Annotated in this window: 13 protein-coding genes, 1 tRNA gene and 3 rRNA genes; 4 read left to right on the top strand and 13 right to left on the bottom strand. The window is 38.0% G+C overall.

What is annotated here, in order from left to right; all coding sequences use genetic code 11:
* Positions 1-43 precede the first annotated feature (43 nt).
* Both ACRYLU_RS10950 and ACRYLU_RS10955 read left to right on the top strand, forming a co-directional pair.
* Positions 44-853, top strand: a complete 810-nt coding sequence (locus ACRYLU_RS10950) for a Cof-type HAD-IIB family hydrolase (RefSeq protein ID WP_021721852.1) — start codon at positions 44-46, stop codon at positions 851-853.
* Positions 853-1776 (top strand): LacI family DNA-binding transcriptional regulator, encoded by a 924-nt coding sequence (locus tag ACRYLU_RS10955; RefSeq protein ID WP_058205990.1) that lies wholly within the window; start codon positions 853-855, stop codon positions 1774-1776. Before ACRYLU_RS10950 ends, ACRYLU_RS10955 begins: the two co-directional genes overlap by 1 nt.
* Before the next feature lie 97 nt (positions 1777-1873).
* On the opposite strand, the gene rrf is transcribed toward ACRYLU_RS10955, so the two are convergent.
* The 8 genes from rrf to rpsB all read right to left on the bottom strand — a co-directional run bounded on the left by rrf (position 1874) and on the right by rpsB (position 11791).
* Positions 1874-1989, bottom strand: a 5S ribosomal RNA gene (gene rrf, locus ACRYLU_RS10960).
* Positions 1990-2072: 83 nt separating this feature from the next.
* Positions 2073-4973: ribosomal RNA gene (locus tag ACRYLU_RS10965) — 23S ribosomal RNA — on the bottom strand.
* 138 nt (positions 4974-5111) lie between these two features.
* A tRNA-Ala gene (locus tag ACRYLU_RS10970) sits at positions 5112-5184 on the bottom strand.
* A gap of 93 nt (positions 5185-5277) precedes the next feature.
* Positions 5278-6824: ribosomal RNA gene (locus ACRYLU_RS10975) — 16S ribosomal RNA — on the bottom strand.
* Together the 16S, 23S and 5S rRNA genes with 1 tRNA gene alongside form the textbook arrangement of a ribosomal RNA operon.
* Before the next feature lie 364 nt (positions 6825-7188).
* A complete protein-coding gene (locus ACRYLU_RS10980) occupies positions 7189-7680 on the bottom strand; it encodes a sigma-70 family RNA polymerase sigma factor (protein ID WP_311804492.1) in 492 nt (163 codons plus the stop codon).
* A gap of 258 nt (positions 7681-7938) precedes the next feature.
* Positions 7939-9669 (bottom strand): septation ring formation regulator EzrA, encoded by a 1731-nt coding sequence (gene ezrA, locus ACRYLU_RS10985; RefSeq protein ID WP_021723359.1) that lies wholly within the window; start codon positions 9667-9669, stop codon positions 7939-7941.
* A 204-nt stretch (positions 9670-9873) separates the two neighbouring features.
* Positions 9874-10902, bottom strand: a complete 1029-nt coding sequence (gene tsf / locus ACRYLU_RS10990) for a translation elongation factor Ts (protein ID WP_445080986.1) — start codon at positions 10900-10902, stop codon at positions 9874-9876.
* 121 nt (positions 10903-11023) lie between these two features.
* Complete coding sequence (rpsB, locus tag ACRYLU_RS10995; RefSeq protein ID WP_038602408.1) at positions 11024-11791, bottom strand: 30S ribosomal protein S2; 768 nt, start codon at positions 11789-11791, stop codon at positions 11024-11026.
* 358 nt (positions 11792-12149) lie between these two features.
* Here rpsB and ACRYLU_RS11000 point away from each other — a divergent pair, with 358 nt between their 5' ends.
* Both ACRYLU_RS11000 and adhE read left to right on the top strand, forming a co-directional pair.
* Positions 12150-13175, top strand: coding sequence for a lactonase family protein (locus tag ACRYLU_RS11000; protein ID WP_038602411.1), 1026 nt, complete (start codon positions 12150-12152; stop codon positions 13173-13175).
* A gap of 231 nt (positions 13176-13406) precedes the next feature.
* On the top strand, positions 13407-16118 hold the full coding sequence (adhE, locus tag ACRYLU_RS11005; protein WP_445080987.1) for a bifunctional acetaldehyde-CoA/alcohol dehydrogenase: 2712 nt from the start codon (positions 13407-13409) through the stop codon (positions 16116-16118).
* Positions 16119-16202: 84 nt separating this feature from the next.
* Here the strand turns inward: adhE and ACRYLU_RS11010 are convergent, their stop codons facing one another.
* From ACRYLU_RS11010 to ACRYLU_RS11030, 5 genes are all read right to left on the bottom strand, one after another.
* Positions 16203-17060 (bottom strand): Rgg/GadR/MutR family transcriptional regulator, encoded by an 858-nt coding sequence (locus ACRYLU_RS11010; RefSeq protein WP_058203259.1) that lies wholly within the window; start codon positions 17058-17060, stop codon positions 16203-16205.
* Positions 17061-17170: 110 nt separating this feature from the next.
* Positions 17171-18310 carry an MFS transporter gene (locus ACRYLU_RS11015; RefSeq protein WP_012898644.1) on the bottom strand — a complete coding sequence of 380 codons (1140 nt, stop codon included), beginning with the start codon at positions 18308-18310 and terminating at the stop codon, positions 17171-17173.
* Positions 18307-18960: an SPASM domain-containing protein gene (locus ACRYLU_RS11020; RefSeq protein WP_445080988.1), complete on the bottom strand. Its 654-nt coding sequence runs from the start codon at positions 18958-18960 to the stop codon at positions 18307-18309. The genes ACRYLU_RS11015 and ACRYLU_RS11020 overlap by 4 nt, the downstream gene beginning before the upstream one ends.
* Positions 18961-19023: 63 nt before the next feature.
* A complete protein-coding gene (locus ACRYLU_RS11025; protein WP_445080989.1) occupies positions 19024-19626 on the bottom strand; it encodes a radical SAM protein in 603 nt (200 codons plus the stop codon).
* A 67-nt stretch (positions 19627-19693) separates the two neighbouring features.
* Positions 19694-19807, bottom strand: coding sequence for a KxxxW-cyclized peptide pheromone (locus tag ACRYLU_RS11030; RefSeq protein WP_011836076.1), 114 nt, complete (start codon positions 19805-19807; stop codon positions 19694-19696).
* Positions 19808-19879: the final 72 nt, after the last annotated feature.

Raw genomic sequence — 19879 nt, forward strand, 5'->3', positions numbered from 1 at the left:
CATAATTTAAAATAGACTTAATCAAACAAAGGAGCTTAATCACATGAAAATTAAACACATTTTTACAGATATGGATGGAACATTACTTGACTCACACGGAAGTGTATCAGACACGAACCACTGGTCTATTTATTACAGTGACCTTCCAATCACATTAGTTTCAGCCCGCAGTCCCTTGGAAATGAGCGATATTGTAGAAAAATTACAACTCACAACCCCTCAAATCGCCTTTAACGGGAACCTAACCTTCACCCAAAATCAATTTGGACTACAAATTATTGATAAAAATCCCCTAGCTTCAGAAACCGTCTCACAACTATTAAATTACATCTCAACAGAATTTCCCAATGTCAGCTTAAATTGGTACAGTCTTGCTCACTGGTACATTAACAAACAAGACAAAGGAACCTTTATCCAAAAAGCAATAACAGGTATAGAACCTAAAATCAAAGCCTTTGATGGTCAATCAGAAATATATAAAATAATGATGATTGTCTTTGATTCTCAGGAACTCTTACAACTTCAAGCTCAACTAAATAATCTAAACATCCCCAATATTTCAGTTCAACAAAGCGGACAATGGTATTTAGAAATTACATCTGATAATAAAACAAAAGCCGACGCTGTACAATCAATACTTGATAATAAAAATTTAGACTTTCAGGAAATTGCCGCTATTGGTGATGGTCATAATGATATTCCTCTTCTCCAATCAGCTGGTCTCGCTATCGCCGTAGATAATGCTAACTCCGAGGTCAAAAAACATGTTAAAATGGTTGTAGCAAAAAATACTGAACATGGTGTCGCTGAAGCAATATCAGCTATTAATACCATTAACGAACAGGTGATATAATGACCTCTTTATCCGATTTATCGAAACTTAGCGGCTATTCAAAAGCTACCATCTCTCGTGCCCTTTCTGGGAACGGCTATGTTTCAAAAGAAACACGCAAAATTATTTTGGACTTAGCTAAAGAACTTGACTATACTCCCAATGCGATCGCACAGGATTTATCGGCTGGTACAACAAAAAATATTGGAGTAGTCCTCCCCTACGTCAAGCATCCGTTTTTTGGGCAAATATTAGAAGGAATTCTGGATAAAAGTTTTGAAACTGGTTATAAAATCGTCATCCTCCCTTCAAATTATGACCAAAATCTAGAAATTCAATACTTAGAACAACTCCGTAAAAAAGCATTTGAAGCATTGATTTTTACCTCAAGGGAAGTTTCTGAACAAACCGTTCATAAATACCAAAAATATGGCCCAATTATTTTATGCCATAAACCTAAAAGTAAAAAAATAGCCGCCAGTTATGCAGAAAGAAAAATTGGATATCGCAAAGCCCTAGAATGGCTTCAAGAACAAAATTGTAATAATATTGGGTTTCTCTTTGCACGTTATAAAAGTCCAACTACATCTGTTACTCTCCAAACCTATAAAGAAATATATGAAGAAAAAGTAAGAGATGAACAAATAAAAACAGGTGCAGTATCTTCAGCAGACGGTTACAAATTGGGACCCCAACTTACACAATTTGATGCAATATTTGCAAATTCTGATGATATTGCTGCAAATGTTTGGCGTTGGTTTGAACAACAAAAATTACCTAAACCTGTTATTATTGGTCAAGAAGCCTTAATATCAGGTCAGGTCCTCAATATTCCAACCGTAAATAATCACTTTCAACAAGTAGGACATTGCGCATTTGAATTGGCTATTTCCAAAGAAATTCAGCAACTAGCAATTAAATCAGAGTTTATTCTAAATCGTTAAAAAAAGGCCCGAAAAGGCTTTTTTATTTATTCAAACATTTTGTATCTTGAATCTCGTTAGCGAGATAAAAAAAGAGGAGCCATAGCTCCTCCAATTCACTTGGCCACTCGCCTATCTCCCAGGGGGCAACCCCCAAGTACTTCCGCCGTAGATGGACTTAACTTCTGTGTTCGACATGGGAACAGGTGTATCTCCATCGCAATGATGACCAAATCATTAAATGTTACCTTGAACATTCAAAACTAAATAACAATTCTTCTAACTTTTAAACCATAAGCCTATTATATTTGACTCTTTTGGTAAAGTCCTCGAGCGATTAGTACTGGTCCGCTCCAAGTCTCGCAACTCTTCCACTTCCAGCCTATCTACCAGATCATCTCTCTGGGCTCTTAATTCTTACGAATGGGTAATCTCATCTTGAGGTGGGCTTCGCACTTAGATGCTTTCAGCGCTTATCCCTTCCCTACATAGCTATCCAGCCGTGCTCCTGGCGGAACAACTGGTACACCAGCGGTAAGTCCATCCCGGTCCTCTCGTACTAAGGACAGATCCTCTCAAATTACCTACGCCCGCGACGGATAGGGACCGAACTGTCTCACGACGTTCTGAACCCAGCTCGCGTGCCGCTTTAATGGGCGAACAGCCCAACCCTTGGGACCGACTACAGCCCCAGGATGCGACGAGCCGACATCGAGGTGCCAAACCTCCCCGTCGATGTGAACTCTTGGGGGAGATAAGCCTGTTATCCCCAGGGTAGCTTTTATCCGTTGAGCGATGGCCCTTCCATGCGGTACCACCGGATCACTAAGTCCTAGTTTCCTACCTGCTCGAGTTGTAGCTCTCGCAGTCAAGCTGGCTTTTACCTTTACACTCTACGATTGATTTCCAACCAATCTGAGCCAACCTTTGAGCGCCTCCGTTACTCTTTAGGAGGCGACCGCCCCAGTCAAACTGTCCGTCAGACACTGTCTCCCTGGCCGATTATGCCAGCGGGTTAGAGTAACCATAAGTCAAGGGTAGTATCCCAACAACGCCTCAATAGAAACTAGCGTCCCTATTTCAATGGCTCCTACCTATCCTGTACATGACTTACAGGTACTCAATATCAAACTACAGTAAAGCTCCATGGGGTCTTTCCGTCCTGTCGCGGGTAACCTGCATCTTCACAGGTACTAAAATTTCACCGAGTCTCTCGTTGAGACAGTGCCCAAATCATTACGCCTTTCGTGCGGGTCGGAACTTACCCGACAAGGAATTTCGCTACCTTAGGACCGTTATAGTTACGGCCGCCGTTTACTGGGGCTTCAATTCATACCTTCGACTTACGTCTAAGCACTCCTCTTAACCTTCCAGCACCGGGCAGGCGTCACCCCCTATACATCACCTTGCGGTTTAGCAGAGAGCTGTGTTTTTGATAAACAGTTGCTTGGGCCTATTCACTGCGGCTGGCTTTTACACCAGCACCCCTTCTCCCGAAGTTACGGGGCTATTTTGCCGAGTTCCTTAACGAGAGTTCTCTCGATCACCTGAGGCTACTCGCCTCGACTACCTGTGTCGGTTTGCGGTACGGGTAGATATGACTTTACGCTAGAAGCTTTTCTTGGCAGTGTGACATCAGAGAGTTCGCAACCGTAGTTGCTTCCCCATCACAGCTCAATGTTAAAGAGAAATGCATTTGACACATCTCACACCTCACTGCTTAGACCAGAATCCATTAACTGGCATCTCTTAGCCTACTGCGTCCCTCCATCACGATCATATCTAGTACTGGAATATCAACCAGTTGTCCATCGACTACGCCTTTCGGCCTCGCCTTAGGTCCCGACTAACCCAGGGCGGACGAGCCTTCCCCTGGAAACCTTAGTCTTACGGTGGATAAGATTCTCACTTATCTTGCGCTACTCATACCGGCATTCTCACTTCTTAACGCTCCAGCACTCCTCACGGTATACCTTCATCGCGGTTAAGAACGCTCTCCTACCATTGATAAAATATCAATCCAAAGCTTCGGTAATATGTTTAGCCCCGGTACATTTTCGGCGCAGGGTCACTCGACTAGTGAGCTATTACGCACTCTTTGAATGATAGCTGCTTCTGAGCTAACATCCTAGTTGTCTGTGCAACCCCACATCCTTTTCCACTTAACATATATTTTGGGACCTTAGCTGTTGGTCTGGGCTGTTTCCCTTTCGACTACGGATCTTAGCACTCGCAGTCTGACTGCCGAACATGTGTATTAGCATTCGGAGTTTATCTGAGATTGGTAATCCTAGACGGACCCCTCACCCAAACAGTGCTCTACCTCCAATACACTTACATTTCGACGCTAGCCCTAAAGCTATTTCGGAGAGAACCAGCTATCTCCCAGTTCGTTTGGAATTTCTCCGCTATCCACAAGTCATCCAAACACTTTTCAACGTGTCCTGGTTCGGGCCTCCAGTGCGTCTTACCACACCTTCACCCTGCTCATGGATAGGTCACTAGGTTTCGGGTCTACATCATGATACTAAGTCGCCCTATTCAGACTCGGTTTCCCTACGGCTCCGTCTCTTCAACTTAACCTCGCATCATAACGTAACTCGCCGGTTCATTCTACAAAAGGCACGCTCTCACCCATTAACGGGCTCGAACTTCTTGTAGGCACACGGTTTCAGGTGCTATTTCACTCCCCTCTCGGGGTTCTTTTCACCTTTCCCTCACGGTACTGGTTCACTATCGGTCACTAAGGAGTATTTAGGGTTGGGAGATGGTCCTCCCGGATTCAAACTGGATTTCGCGTGTCCAGCCCTACTCAGGATACTGCTAGGTATAAGCGCTATTTCGTCTACGGGATTATTACCCTCTTTGATTAACCTTCCCAGGTTATTCGACTATAATGCTTAAGTCCACGTTGCAGTCCTACAACCCCAAGAAGCAAGCTTCTTGGTTTGCCCTTCTTCGCGTTCGCTCGCCGCTACTTACGAAATCGTTTTTACTTTCTCTTCCTGCAGGTACTTAGATGTTTCAGTTCTCTGCGTTACCTTTACATGAGCTATGTATTCACTCATGAATAACTGCTAGTAGCAGCTGGGTTTCCCCATTCGGAGACCTAGGGATCAAGGCGTACTTACTGCTCCCCCTAGAATATCGTCGTTAGTCACGTCCTTCATCGGCTCTTAGTGCCAAGGCATCCACCGTGCGCCCTTATTAACTTTGCCATGATGATTTATAATCATCGTTTTTCAAGTATAAGTTTGTAAATTCTTTAAAATTCACAGCTTTTGGTTTATTTATCGTTATTAGATATTGTTATTTAGTTTTCAATGTTCAAGTGATTTTAACGTCTTGTCTGACAATGGAGCCTAGCGGGATCGAACCGCTGACCTCCTGCGTGCAAAGCAGGCGCTCTCCCAGCTGAGCTAAGGCCCCACAATCAAGAATTTGATTCTTGCTTAGGTTTATCACTAAACCCCTCAAAACTGAATAAAGTTGAATGCTCACGTCTTTGTATATATTCCTTAGAAAGGAGGTGATCCAGCCGCACCTTCCGATACGGCTACCTTGTTACGACTTCACCCCAGTCATCGGTCTTACCTTAGGAAGCGCCCTCCTTGCGGTTAGGCAACCTACTTCGGGTACTCCCAACTCCCGTGGTGTGACGGGCGGTGTGTACAAGGCCCGGGAACGTATTCACCGCGGCGTGCTGATCCGCGATTACTAGCGATTCCGACTTCATGTAGGCGAGTTGCAGCCTACAATCCGAACTGAGAATGGTTTTAAGAGATTAGCTAAACATCACTGTCTCGCGACTCGTTGTACCATCCATTGTAGCACGTGTGTAGCCCAGGTCATAAGGGGCATGATGATTTGACGTCATCCCCACCTTCCTCCGGTTTATCACCGGCAGTCTCGTTAGAGTGCCCAACTTAATGATGGCAACTAACAATAGGGGTTGCGCTCGTTGCGGGACTTAACCCAACATCTCACGACACGAGCTGACGACAACCATGCACCACCTGTATCCCGTGTCCCGAAGGAACTTCCTATCTCTAGGAATAGCACGAGTATGTCAAGACCTGGTAAGGTTCTTCGCGTTGCTTCGAATTAAACCACATGCTCCACCGCTTGTGCGGGCCCCCGTCAATTCCTTTGAGTTTCAACCTTGCGGTCGTACTCCCCAGGCGGAGTGCTTATTGCGTTAGCTGCGATACAGAGAACTTATAGCTCCCTACATCTAGCACTCATCGTTTACGGCGTGGACTACCAGGGTATCTAATCCTGTTTGCTCCCCACGCTTTCGAGCCTCAGTGTCAGTTACAGGCCAGAGAGCCGCTTTCGCCACCGGTGTTCCTCCATATATCTACGCATTTCACCGCTACACATGGAATTCCACTCTCCTCTCCTGCACTCAAGTCTACCAGTTTCCAATGCATACAATGGTTGAGCCACTGCCTTTTACACCAGACTTAATAAACCACCTGCGCTCGCTTTACGCCCAATAAATCCGGACAACGCTCGGGACCTACGTATTACCGCGGCTGCTGGCACGTAGTTAGCCGTCCCTTTCTGGGTAGTTACCGTCACTTGATGAGCTTTCCACTCTCACCAACGTTCTTCTCTACCAACAGAGTTTTACGATCCGAAAACCTTCTTCACTCACGCGGCGTTGCTCGGTCAGACTTTCGTCCATTGCCGAAGATTCCCTACTGCTGCCTCCCGTAGGAGTTTGGGCCGTGTCTCAGTCCCAATGTGGCCGATCACCCTCTCAGGTCGGCTATGTATCATCGCCTTGGTGAGCCTTTACCTCACCAACTAGCTAATACAACGCGGGATCATCTTTGAGTGATGCAATTGCATCTTTCAAACTTAAAACTTGTGTTTAAAGTTGTTATGCGGTATTAGCATTCGTTTCCAAATGTTGTCCCCCGCTCAAAGGCAGATTCCCCACGCGTTACTCACCCGTTCGCTGCTCATCCAGTCGGTACAAGTACCAACCTTCAGCGCTCAACTTGCATGTATTAGGCACGCCGCCAGCGTTCGTCCTGAGCCAGGATCAAACTCTCAAATAAAGTATTTAAGTCACCTAGGTGACTGGCTTGTCTTTCATTATTGATTGACAGATTTTTGATGTATCTTACTACATCACATGAGTCATTCTTCTTTATTCAGTTTTCAATGGTCTAGCTTATCGCTTCAAGACCCTCGTCTCTTGCGACAACTATTATATTCTATCAAACCTACTTCTCATTGTCAAGAATTAACTGTGACTTTTATCCCTTTTTTTATCTTACGTTCGCTTTTTCCCGCTCCTGTATTCGCTTTATTTCATGCCACCACTAGCTTTGACAAATTTAAAAAATAAGTTTTTTAAATTGCTTTTTTCTTCTCTTATCAAAAAATTCCCTATTTTTAATAAAAATAGGGAACTCTCCTTCATTCTTCCTCTTCTGAAAATAAGATGGCTTTTATTTTTTCACGAAGGCGATATCGTTCCATACGAGTTAATTCTTCTCCTCGCATTTGTCGAAGTAGTAAGTCTTGATAATGTGCGCTCAAACCTTCATATACTTCTGCCAGCAAATGATTGAAGACCACTTCATTATCTGGACTAGTATCACCTGAATTTATCCAGTCTGAGCATTCATAAACATCTAAACCTATAAAATGGTCATGGCTTCGTTTCTTTGCATAACTCCGTCTTAGCTCATCAATTAATCTTTGATGATACTTTACCTTAAATTTTGTATGCAGCTTTTGACCATCGCTCTGCTCTTCTAATAGAAGATGTAAAATAATCATCCCCTCTTGAAGATAATCCTCTATTTTCCATGTTCTAATACGAATTTGTTTCATTAATTTCATAACTATAGGTTTCATTTCTGAAAACAGATTTTCAAAACCCTCTTCTTCCAAGTAATATGTCATTGGAAAGTTCTCCTTTTATATTATCTTTATTTGATTAATTAGTAAGATGATAGAAGGCGGCGAGTGTATGTCTAATAAACAGTCAGGGAGCATCTTATTATAATGAGCTATTTTCATATCTATCCTTTCAAGACATTTTTATGGCTTTTATTTCATTATAATAATTTTTAAGTGTTTTACCTAACGATATTATGCGAATATTCAGAATTTATAAACCAATAAATAAAAGCAAGGCTATTAACCTTGCTTTTACTTATTTTATAAGTAATCAGGAGTAGGTTTATTTTTAAAATAAACTCCTGAAATTCTAGAAGCTGCACCTGGTTCTACAAGTTCTAGCGTTTTTGAAATTTCATCAAATGAACCATCATAGTCACGGCTGTTTTCAAATAATTGAAGCGCTCTTGAGATCCCTTGTGCTACTTGTTCATTTGCAGCTTTATAACGATTAGCATATTGAATCAATTGTTCAGCTAATACTGCATGGTCAGTCAAATTAGTCGTTGCTTCTTTTAAAACGTGCATATCTTCAGTGCTTACGTCAACAAGATGATTAATTGTATCAATGTTGATTCTAACTCGTCCTAATTCTTTGAAAAGATTTTGTACTCGATCTCCTGTTGTGAAGAACAAGTCGAGATAATCTTTAGGAAGACCAGGGAGATTACATTTTTCAACATAACGTTTTATTGTACGGAGTTCAGAATCAAAGCGTTCCGCAATTTCTTGAGCTGCTCTTTCTTCATCTCTGAGTCCTGTGAGGGTATCACTAATCTTAATTTGGTTCTTCTCAATATCTTCAAGGGCATTGACTACTGAATTTACTCTACGTGAAAGAATTGAGTAAGGCATTGTTTTAGCTTGAATATTTCCTAGAATTTCATCAACATCTGAGTCAAGAGATTCTAAATGTTCTTGATAACCTCTAACATATCCTTTTTCGTTTCCAGAAAGGATATAGGCTTGTGTAACATGGTCAATTTCAAGGAGAAGATTTTTATTATTTGCTCTGATATGTTCAATATATTCTTTGAGAACTGATGAACGTTTTTCAACATTTCGACGTGCGCTATATTCTCTTTCAAAAATAGCATAAAGTTCTTCAACTTTTTCTTGAATTAAACCAAGTTCAGCTTCTACTCGATCTAGTTCAAATTGTTCTAATAATGAACTACTTTCAACGAGATGATCATGTAAATCATCCATTCTTTCTTTAATGTTGACATTATCAGGAAGAATGTACTCTTCTGCAACGAATTTATCACTCGCTTCTTGTAATTCGTCAAGTCGTTTAGGAACATCTTTTTCAATTGTTTTAATAAATGATGGAATTTGCTCTGTAATTGCACGTAAAGCAATCGTATGTTCTTCAGCAGTCTCCAAAACTTCAGCCGCTTCAATCGGATCTCCCGTTGAGTTTAGCGTTACAAACTGAGAAAATTCTGTTTCGATATTGGCTAAATGTTTTTCAAGTTCAGTAATAACCGTTCCATACAAATCTGCATTGTCAGCAATATCGCTACGTAAGTTATCATATAAATCAAGGGATTCTTGAATTTTATTTGAATTACGCTTTTCTTGTTCAACAAGTTGAGCAACACCTTGACGAATTCCTTCGACATCACCTTCCATTAATTCAATTTGTGCCTCACTATCCGCTACAGATTCACGAGCACGGAAAAAATGGAATGAATCGTTTAATTGTTCAGCTTCAAAAATATGTTCTTCCAAATCAGCAAAAGAATTTGATGATAAGTCAAGCCATTTTTGGTTCCATTCACGGAAAATCGTTTGCGATTGTCCGACCAGATGCATTTTTTTAACAGAATCAATTTCTTCTTGAACAGGCAAATCGAAAAGCGATTCCTTTCGCTCTTCTAAGGCTAGTATACGGTCTTCTGTTTTCTTTCGCATTAATATTGCAAAAGCATAAAAGGCTACGAGAATAACTAATAAGACAACAATGAGGATAATGACAGTACTTGACATGCTTTACTCCATAAAATGATTTAATTACTTAAAAATAGTTTAATTACTTAGGTTAGATAGATTTTAAATAGATAGAAAATCTCAAATATAATTATAGCATATTGCGTCAAAGAAATACACTATTTTCTTAGTTTTCTAACCGAAAAGCCGTTTTTTATTTTCAAAATAAAAAAAGCAACCTCCAGAGGCTGCTTTTTAATTAAATTAAAGGCCTGCTTTTGCCGCTTCAACTTCTGCTGCAAAGTCTGTTTCAGCTTTTTCAATTCCTTCACCAACTTCAAAACGTATGAATGCAATTGCTTTAGCTCCTTTTGATTCAAGGAAAGCTTCGACTGTTTTGCTGTCATCCATGATGTAAAGTTGTGCAAGAAGAGCAAATTGTTGGTCAACTTTTGTATTGTCAACGATGAATTTAGCCATTTTACCTGGAAGAATTTTGTCCCAGATTTTTTCTGGTTTTCCTTCAGCTTTAAGTTCTTCTTCAAATGAAGATTTCGCTGCTGCAAGAACTTCTTCTGTCAATTGGCTCTTAGAACCAAATTCATGGTGTGGAAGTTCTGGTTTGTTAACAAGTACACGGCTAGCGTTGTCTTCATCAATCTTGTGGTTCATTTGTGCTAATTCAGCTTTAACAAATTCTGAATCAAGTTCATCAGCTGAAAGAACAGTAGGGTTCATTGCAGCAATATGCATTGATACTTGCTTAGCAAGTGTTTCATCTGCACCTTCAACGACAGAAACAACCCCAATTTTACCACCGTTATGTTGGTAAGCTCCAAAGTGTTGAGCATCAGTTTTTTCAATTACTGCAAAACGACGGAAAGTGATTTTTTCTCCGATTGTAGCAGTCGCTTGAACAAGTTCTGCTTCAAGAGTAATCCCTGAAGCTGTTTCAAGTGCCAATGCTTCTTCGTTAGTTGCTGGTTTTTTAGACGCAATAAGTTCTGCTGTTTCTTTAACCAAGGCAACAAATTGATCATTTTTAGCTACGAAGTCTGTTTCTGAGTTCAATTCAACAATCGCTGCAACATTTCCGTTTACGGCAATTCCTGTAAGTCCTTCAGCGGCTACACGATCAGCTTTTTTAGCTGCTTTCGCAATCCCTTTTTCACGAAGAAGTTCTGCTGCTGCTTCCATATTTCCGTCAGTTTCAACAAGAGCGCGTTTAGCGTCCATGATTCCTGCACCAGTTTTTTCACGTAATTCTTTTACTTGAGCTGCTGTTACTGCCATTTTGTAAATCTCCTATGTGTTTTTTTCTGTCAGTATTGACAGTAGTTTTATTTAAAAAAACAGGTGAGGCGTAAGGCCTCGCCTGTTGTAGTTACTTAATTAGTATAAGTTGAAGTTAAAATTATTTACCTTCAACGATTTCAGCAAGTTCTTCAAGTGATTCTTCTGAAGCTGCTTCTTCTGCTACGAAATCTTCCGCTGCATCTTCACCTTGACGTCCTTCAATGATAGCGTCTGCCATTTTAGCTGTAATCAATTTAACAGCACGGATAGCATCATCATTTGCAGGGATAACTACGTCGATTGGTTCTGGATCTGCGTTTGTGTCAACCATTGCTACAACTGGGATTCCCAAAGTTTTAGCTTCTTTAACTGCGATTTGTTCAGCATGTGGGTCAACGATGTAGATAACATCTGGAATACGAGGCATATCAGCGATACCACCGATGAATTTTTCAAGGCGTTCGCGTTCTTTGTTAAGAAGAACTACTTCTTTCTTAGGTAAAACTTCGAAAGTTCCTTCTTCTTCCATTTTGTTGATTTCTTTAAGGCGTGTCACACGTGTTTGGATAGTGTTCCAGTTAGTGAGCATACCACCCAACCAACGGTGGTTTACGTAGTATTGACCAGCGCGGAGAGCTTCTTCTTTAACTGCTTCTGCAGCTTGTTTTTTAGTACCAACAAAAAGAACTACTGCACCTTCTTGTGAAGCGTTTTTTACATAGTTGTAAGCATCGTCAACAAGTTTTACAGTTTTTTGAAGGTCGATAACGTGGATACCATTACGTTCTGTGAAGATGTATGGTTTCATTTTCGGGTTCCAACGACGAGTTTGGTGACCGAAGTGAACACCAGCTTCAAGAAGTTGTTTCATTGAAATAACTGACATGTTAATGTCTCCTTTTAAAATAGTTTTTCCTCTTTCATCTGTCATCCGCAGCCGCAATACTTGCGTACACTACGACTTTGTCGAGACGAAATGCGAGATGGTTGCATAGCAACTCTATCATTATACATTGTTTGACCTATTTTTGCAAGTATCTATTCATGCTTCTATTGTTCAGTAAATCTATTTTTCTAGCCACTCCTATTGTCTGACAAATCTAATTGTTAATTTAGACTCTATAATCACTAAAAGAGTAAGTTTTCAAACTTTTTTCTAAGAAAAAAATTAATATTTTTGCTGAAACCGCTTTTTTTGTGATAAAATAATTATAGTAAATAAATTAGTTTGTGAGGAGAGAAATATGAAAGAAAAAATCCTTTTAGGCGGCTATACAAAACGTGTATCTAAAGGCGTTTATAGTGTTCTTTTGGACACTAAAGCTGCTGAATTATCATCATTAAATGAAGTCGCTGCGGTTCAAAACCCCACTTATATCACTCTCGATGAAAAGGGACACCTCTATACTTGCGCAGCAGATAGTAATGGTGGAGGAATCGCCGCCTTTGATTTTGATGGCGAAACTGCCACTCATCTCGGAAATGTCACAACCACGGGAGCTCCACTCTGCTATGTTGCCGTGGACGAAGCGCGCCAATTAGTTTACGGAGCGAACTATCATCTTGGAGAAGTTCGTGTTTATAAGATTCAAGCTAATGGCTCACTCCGATTAATGGATACAGTTAAACATACTGGTTCTGGACCACGTCCTGAACAAGCTAGCTCACACGTTCATTATTCTGATTTAACTCCTGACGGACGCCTTGTCACCTGTGATTTGGGAACAGATGAGGTCACTGTTTATGATGTCATTGGTGAAGGTAAGCTCAATATCGCTACAATTTATCGTGCAGAAAAAGGAATGGGTGCTCGTCATATTACTTTCCATCCAAATGGTAAAATCGCTTATTTAGTTGGAGAGTTAAATTCAACAATCGAAGTTTTAAGTTATAATGAAGAAAAAGGACGTTTTGCTCGTCTTCAAACAATTAGCACCCTACCTGAAGGTTATCATGGAGCAAATGGTGTTGCTGCCATCCGTATTTCATCTGACGGTAAATTCCTCTATACTTCTAATCGCGGACATGATTCTTTGACAACTTACAAAGTAAGTCCTCTCGGTACAAAACTTGAAACGATTGGCTGGACAAATACTGAAGGTCGTATCCCTCGTGATTTTAATTTCAACAAAACTGAAAATTATATCATTGTCGCTCATCAAGAATCTGATAATCTATCTCTTTTCTTACGAGATAAAAAAACCGGTACTTTAACTTTGGAACAAAAAGATTTTTACGCTCCTGAAATCACTTGCGTTTTACCACTATAAAAATTTATTTTTTCACAAAGTTCGACTGATAAACTAGAAAAGATTGCTAATTCCTCTCAAAGAATTGGCAATCTTTTTTTCTTCAATAAAGCTTGTTATAAACCGTTTTCTAAACTTTCGATGAGCATTTTTGTAAAAATTATCACAATATTGCTTGACATCTATAAAAAACTTTGTTAAACTATTCACGTAAAAGAAAGTGAATGAAATCACAAAGGAGAACCTACAAATATGGCAACTAAAAAAGCCGCTCCAGCTGCAAAGAAAGTGTTAAGCGCTGAAGAAAAAGCCGCAAAATTCCAAGAAGCTGTTGCTTATACTGACAAATTAGTCAAAAAAGCACAAGCTGCTGTTCTTAAATTTGAAGGATATACACAAACTCAAGTCGATACTATTGTCGCTGCAATGGCTCTTGCAGCAAGCAAACATTCTCTAGAACTCGCTCATGAAGCCGTTAACGAAACTGGTCGTGGTGTTGTCGAAGACAAAGATACCAAAAACCACTTTGCTTCTGAATCTGTTTATAACGCAATTAAAAATGACAAAACCGTTGGTGTCATTTCTGAAAACAAGGTTGCTGGATCTGTTGAAATCGCAAGCCCTCTCGGTGTACTTGCTGGTATCGTTCCAACAACTAATCCAACATCAACAGCAATCTTTAAATCTTTATTGACTGCAAAAACACGTAATGCTATTGTTTTCGCTTTCCACCCACAAGCTCAAAAATGTTCAAGCCATGCAGCAAAAATCGTTTACGATGCTGCAATTGAAGCTGGTGCACCGGAAGACTTCATTCAATGGATTGAAGTACCAAGCCTTGACATGACTACCGCCTTGATTCAAAACCGTGGACTTGCAACAATCCTTGCAACTGGTGGCCCAGGAATGGTAAACGCCGCACTCAAATCTGGTAACCCTTCACTTGGTGTTGGAGCTGGTAATGGTGCTGTTTATGTCGATGCTACTGCAAATATCGAACGTGCTGTTGAAGATCTTTTGCTTTCAAAACGTTTTGATAATGGGATGATTTGTGCCACTGAAAATTCAGCTGTTATTGATGCTTCAGTTTATGATGAATTTATTGCTAAAATGCAAGAACAAGGCGCTTATATGGTTCCAAAAAAAGACTACAAAGCTATTGAAAGTTTCGTTTTTGTTGAACGTGCTGGTGAAGGTTTTGGAGTAACTGGTCCTGTTGCCGGTCGTTCTGGTCAATGGATCGCTGAACAAGCTGGTGTCAAAGTTCCTAAAGATAAAGATGTCCTTCTTTTTGAACTTGATAAGAAGAATATTGGTGAAGCACTTTCTTCTGAAAAACTTTCTCCTTTACTTTCAATCTACAAAGCTGAAACACGTGAAGAAGGAATTGAGATTGTACGTAACTTACTTGCTTATCAAGGTGCTGGACATAATGCTGCAATTCAAATCGGTGCAATGGATGATCCATTCGTTAAAGAATATGGCGAAAAAGTTGAAGCTTCTCGTATCCTCGTTAACCAACCAGATTCTATTGGTGGGGTCGGAGATATCTATACTGATGCAATGCGTCCATCACTTACACTTGGAACTGGTTCATGGGGGAAAAATTCACTTTCACACAATTTGAGTACATACGATCTATTGAATGTTAAAACAGTGGCTAAACGTCGTAATCGCCCACAATGGGTTCGTTTGCCAAAAGAAATTTACTACGAAAAAAATGCAATTTCTTACTTACAAGAATTGCCACACGTCCACAAAGCTTTCATCGTTGCTGACCCTGGTATGGTTAAATTTGGTTTCGTTGATAAAGTTTTGGAACAACTTGCTATCCGCCCAACTCAAGTTGAAACAAGCATTTATGGTTCTGTTCAACCTGACCCAACTTTGAGCGAAGCAATTGCAATCGCTCGTCAAATGAAACAATTTGAACCTGACACTGTCATCTGTCTTGGTGGTGGTTCTGCTCTCGATGCTGGTAAGATTGGTCGTTTGATTTATGAATATGATGCTCGTGGTGAAGCTGACCTTTCTGATGATGCAAGTTTGAAAGAACTTTTCCAAGAATTAGCTCAAAAATTTGTCGATATTCGTAAACGTATTATTAAATTCTACCATCCACATAAAGCACAAATGGTTGCAATTCCTACTACTTCTGGTACTGGTTCTGAAGTGACTCCATTTGCAGTTATCACTGATGATGAAACTCATGTTAAGTACCCACTTGCTGACTACCAATTAACACCACAAGTTGCCATTGTTGACCCTGAGTTTGTTATGACTGTACCAAAACGTACTGTTTCTTGGTCTGGTATTGATGCGATGTCACACGCGCTTGAATCTTACGTTTCTGTTATGTCCTCTGACTATACAAAACCAATTTCACTTCAAGCGATCAAACTTATCTTTGAAAACTTGACTGAGTCTTATCATTATGACCCAGCGCATCCAACTAAAGAAGGGCAAAAAGCCCGCGAAAACATGCACAATGCTGCAACACTCGCTGGTATGGCCTTCGCTAATGCTTTCCTTGGAATTAACCACTCACTTGCTCATAAAATTGGTGGTGAATTTGGACTTCCTCATGGTCTTGCCATCGCCATTGCTATGCCACATGTCATTAAATTTAACGCTGTAACAGGAAACGTTAAACGTACCCCTTACCCACGTTATGAAACATATCGTGCTCAAGAGGACTACGCTGAAATTTCACGCTTCATGGGATTTGCTGATAAAGATGATTCAGATGAAAAAGCTGTGCAAGCTCTGGTTGCTGAACTTAAGAAACTGACTGATAGCATTGATATTAATATCACCCTTTCAGGAAATGGTGTCGATAAAGCTCACCTTGAACGTGAACTTGATAAATTGGCTGACCTTGTTTATGATGATCAATGTACTCCTGCTAATCCTCGTCAACCAAGAATTGATGAGATTAAACAACTCTTGTTAGACCAATACTAATAATCTATTGATGAAAGTAATTAAAACGCCCATATAAATTTATCTGGGCGCTTTTTTAATAGAATATAAATTAATGTCAAAGGATTATAATTTTTCAATTTCTTCAAAAAGAGCTTTTGCTTCTACTGAGTAACCGTAATCTCCCAAGGTTTGCGCGTGTTTTTTCATTTCTTCAATCGCTCCGTTTTGTTTTTGCAATACTTTATAATGAGCTTCATGATATTTTAAAATAATTTTTTCATAGAAAAAATTGATACTTATTCCTATTTCATTTAAGTGATTGATATATTTAAAAGCTTGCATCAAATTTTCTCGACGTAACCAAGTATCAATAAGATTTAAAAATGTTCTTATTACGATCTGCTGATTGAGATGAATTGAGTGATAATAATTTGCTTTTCCTAAAATTTGCATTCCATAATACTCTAAAGCATTATCATCAAAATGTCGAAGACAATTCCCAAAAATCCATAGTTCATAGCGTCCCCATTCGCTGATAGATTCAAGGTAGTTCATCAAAAAGTCAGTATCTTCCTTAAAAACAGTAGAACCTTTTGCCATTGCTAAGTTGATTTTAACCACTATTTTATTAATCTGATAAAATTTATTATCAGGTTTCTGTTGGCATTTTTCTTCCCAAAAATTTTGAATTTCCTTTATTACTTTGATATTTTTTTGCGCATAAGCCACAGCCAACTCGTGACGGTAGTTGTATTCATCTGATTGTTCATATTCGTTATAAAGGTTTTGAAATTCATCTAAATAGACATTTGAGTTTTCTAAAACGGTAAATAGTTTACCCACCGTAATCTCTGTTTCTCCTTTTTCAAATTTTGCGAGCTGAGATTCTGAAAAATCGCCACCAGTCATTTCTTTTAATTTCAGATGCTTCGTTTCTCTGATAAAAGCAATTATTATTCCGGTTTTTAAATTTTTTTCCATTTCATTTTCCCTTTGTCATATATTCCAAATTTATTAAATTATTTGAAATTATTATACAACTTTGCTTTTAGCTTGTAAACTAGATAAAAAAACTACTGACAGCTTTTCTGTCAGTAGTTTTTTATTTTTCTAAAATAAATATTTTTTCTAGCTAAAAGATAAATTAGGAGAATAAGTAAGGAAATCAGACCAAATATTAAATAAATAAATTCTACAGTTAAATTTTGGGCAATTAGACCGCTTGATAAATCAGCAAAAATAAAAAACAGAGATAAAAATGTATCATATATTGACCAGAAAACTACTCGATTATTTTTTATTAGTTTATTAAATTCCCCAATGAAAAAGTTATTATAGCCACCATTTATTAATCTAAAAATAGAAAATAAAACAATAGTAGTAAATACCGATTTTGTAAAAAATAAAAGAATTGATATTAATGGTAATAGCATAACTATCGATAATTTTTTCCACTTTATTCGACTCCCAATTGCCATACATACATTAAAAGTAAACAAAACAAGCCCTAAATACTTAAGTGGAAAATAATGATATTTCAATAAAATACTACTCCAACTATTGACAGACATGATGAGTGTTGTGACAGTTATTCCTAATAAAATGAATAAGTTTAGCTTAGACGATACTTTTAATCCCTTTCGTAATGTCCTTATATTAATAGTTATTTTTTCTTCTTGTTTTTCTTCTCTTTTTTCTAATTTTATAAAACATAAAAAAATGGTTGAAAAAACAATAAATGCTACTGATATTATGATTGGTAAAAAACGATTGAAATGTAGTATGGCTGGTGTGATAATTGTCATCACTGATATTGCAAGATATTGTATTGAACTGCTGCCTTCAAGATATTTGCGATATGTAACATCATCTGGAAATTGTTCATAAGAAAAAGTTTGCATTACTCCAGAAGATAGAGCTTCTGATATCCCAAGTATGACCGCTGCTAAGATTGCTAAATAAAATTTTTCAAATAAAAATAGGGTAAAAGCAATAATTGACAAAATATTATTAAGTAATAATACTTTTTTTCTATTTTTTTGTTCAGCATAAATACCTAGCGGTAGATTTAAAATCACTCCTATTATTTGCGTCATTGCACTAATAATCATAATCTCAGAATATCTATAACCCAAAGCATTCATAATTAATATGCTAATAAAAAAATAGGGAAGGAGGGACAAAAAGAGTTTAAATAGAAAAAGTTGTTTATATTTGATTATGATTTTCATAGCTGACAAGTTTTATCTTTCGTAAAGTTAGGATTTAATGTTCTTTGTAATTTGGGATAGCATCCCCCCTCGCAAATTCTTAACATTGAGCACTTTAAACAATCTTTATTTTCTGTTTTAAATTCTCTAACTTCTGTATAATTTGAATCGTTTTTCCATATTTCAGCCAATGTTTGATGAAAAGCATTGGAAGTATGCTTTTCACCTAAAAATGCAATACAAGGTAAGACATCCCCGTTAGATAAAATCTCCATTTTCGTATGCTTCGCTCTACAACCAAAATACATATTTTCAAATTCCGATAGATTTTTTCCCTCCTCAATTAACTCTGGAAAAGCCGTAAAATAAAAACATCCTTCAACTGAAAAATTGAAATTATCTATTTTATTATCTAGTAGATATCTTCTAACTTTTTCTTCTAATTTTCTCAGGTCTGATATATTGTATATTTTTGTTATTTTTGTAAAACCAGTCACTTCGGAGTAGTCCGCAATAGAAAAACGGTCAATTTCGTTTTTAATCGCAAACTTCAAGAGCTCCATAATATCCTCTTCACTTTGATTAGAATAAACCGTATTTAATCTGACTTTCTTTTTTCTTTCATGAAAAAGCTTTATTAATTCTATTCCTCTTTTTGCCCTTGTACCCATGAGTTCAAAATTTTTAAAATCATCTATTGATTCAAGAGATATAACTGGGGTAATATAATCAGATTAACAAATAATATCTATTGTTGATTTTTTTATCTCTTGACCATTTGTTGTTATTGTTGTCACTACTTTCAATGAATCAATAATTTTTAAAAGATTATCTATGTCTTTATATTTCGTTGGCTCCCCACCTAATATAGAAAATGATAAAATTCCATTTTCTTTTGCTTGACTTAAAATCTTTTTCCAATCATCTGCAAGATGAACATTTTCGTCTTCTCTGTTTGCAAGAAAGCAAAAGCCACAATGAAGATTGCAATACATACTAGGATAAATCACTAACTCTAGCGGAAAACTCATTTGATTTAATTTTTTCAGCTCTTTAATCTTACTTTGTATTTTATTAATAATTGAGAAAGAAGATACCTCTTTTTCTTCTATCTCTCCTTTTTTATAAATTTTTTCTCGTAAAATTTTTGTTAGAGAATCAGCATTAAAATATTTTATGTATTCGTTAAATGCTTTTTCTTTTCCCATTTCTTTTACTAAAGATAAAAAAATAGACTCACTTTCTGACAATTCTAATCTGCTAAAATTATTTTTATTTATTAAAATTCCGCCGTTTTTCTCAACTCTAAATAATAATTCATCTGATAAAACGTACATATTAACATCCTTTCTAAATATTACTCAAAAAAAGGCGACTAAACGTCGCCAATTCTGCTATCAAATTTTATTTGCTAGCAGCCCATCCATCTCCCTTAGCCATTGAACTATTTTCCAATACGTTTTTAAGCATTGCCAAAAGCTCTGGTTTGGTTGATTGTTCTTTAAGTTCTTTTTGCATAATAAATCTCCTTTTAATATAGACAGATACCAATTTTGATTCAATTGGTATCTGTTATTTTATCAAAATTAT

The organism is Lactococcus sp. KTH0-1S, assembly GCF_052544945.1.

Coding starts and splice junctions, on each gene's coding strand:
- ACRYLU_RS10950 (WP_021721852.1), top strand. CDS start 44: ATGAAAATTAAACACATTTTTACAGATATGGATGGAACATTACTTGAC.
- ACRYLU_RS10955 (WP_058205990.1), top strand. CDS start 853: ATGACCTCTTTATCCGATTTATCGAAACTTAGCGGCTATTCAAAAGCT.
- ACRYLU_RS10980 (WP_311804492.1), bottom strand. CDS start 7,680: ATGACATATTACTTGGAAGAAGAGGGTTTTGAAAATCTGTTTTCAGAA.
- ezrA (WP_021723359.1), bottom strand. CDS start 9,669: ATGTCAAGTACTGTCATTATCCTCATTGTTGTCTTATTAGTTATTCTC.
- tsf (WP_445080986.1), bottom strand. CDS start 10,902: ATGGCAGTAACAGCAGCTCAAGTAAAAGAATTACGTGAAAAAACTGGT.
- rpsB (WP_038602408.1), bottom strand. CDS start 11,791: ATGTCAGTTATTTCAATGAAACAACTTCTTGAAGCTGGTGTTCACTTC.
- ACRYLU_RS11000 (WP_038602411.1), top strand. CDS start 12,150: ATGAAAGAAAAAATCCTTTTAGGCGGCTATACAAAACGTGTATCTAAA.
- adhE (WP_445080987.1), top strand. CDS start 13,407: ATGGCAACTAAAAAAGCCGCTCCAGCTGCAAAGAAAGTGTTAAGCGCT.
- ACRYLU_RS11010 (WP_058203259.1), bottom strand. CDS start 17,060: ATGGAAAAAAATTTAAAAACCGGAATAATAATTGCTTTTATCAGAGAA.
- ACRYLU_RS11015 (WP_012898644.1), bottom strand. CDS start 18,310: ATGAAAATCATAATCAAATATAAACAACTTTTTCTATTTAAACTCTTT.
- ACRYLU_RS11020 (WP_445080988.1), bottom strand. CDS start 18,960: ATGGGTACAAGGGCAAAAAGAGGAATAGAATTAATAAAGCTTTTTCAT.
- ACRYLU_RS11025 (WP_445080989.1), bottom strand. CDS start 19,626: ATGTACGTTTTATCAGATGAATTATTATTTAGAGTTGAGAAAAACGGC.
- ACRYLU_RS11030 (WP_011836076.1), bottom strand. CDS start 19,807: ATGCAAAAAGAACTTAAAGAACAATCAACCAAACCAGAGCTTTTGGCA.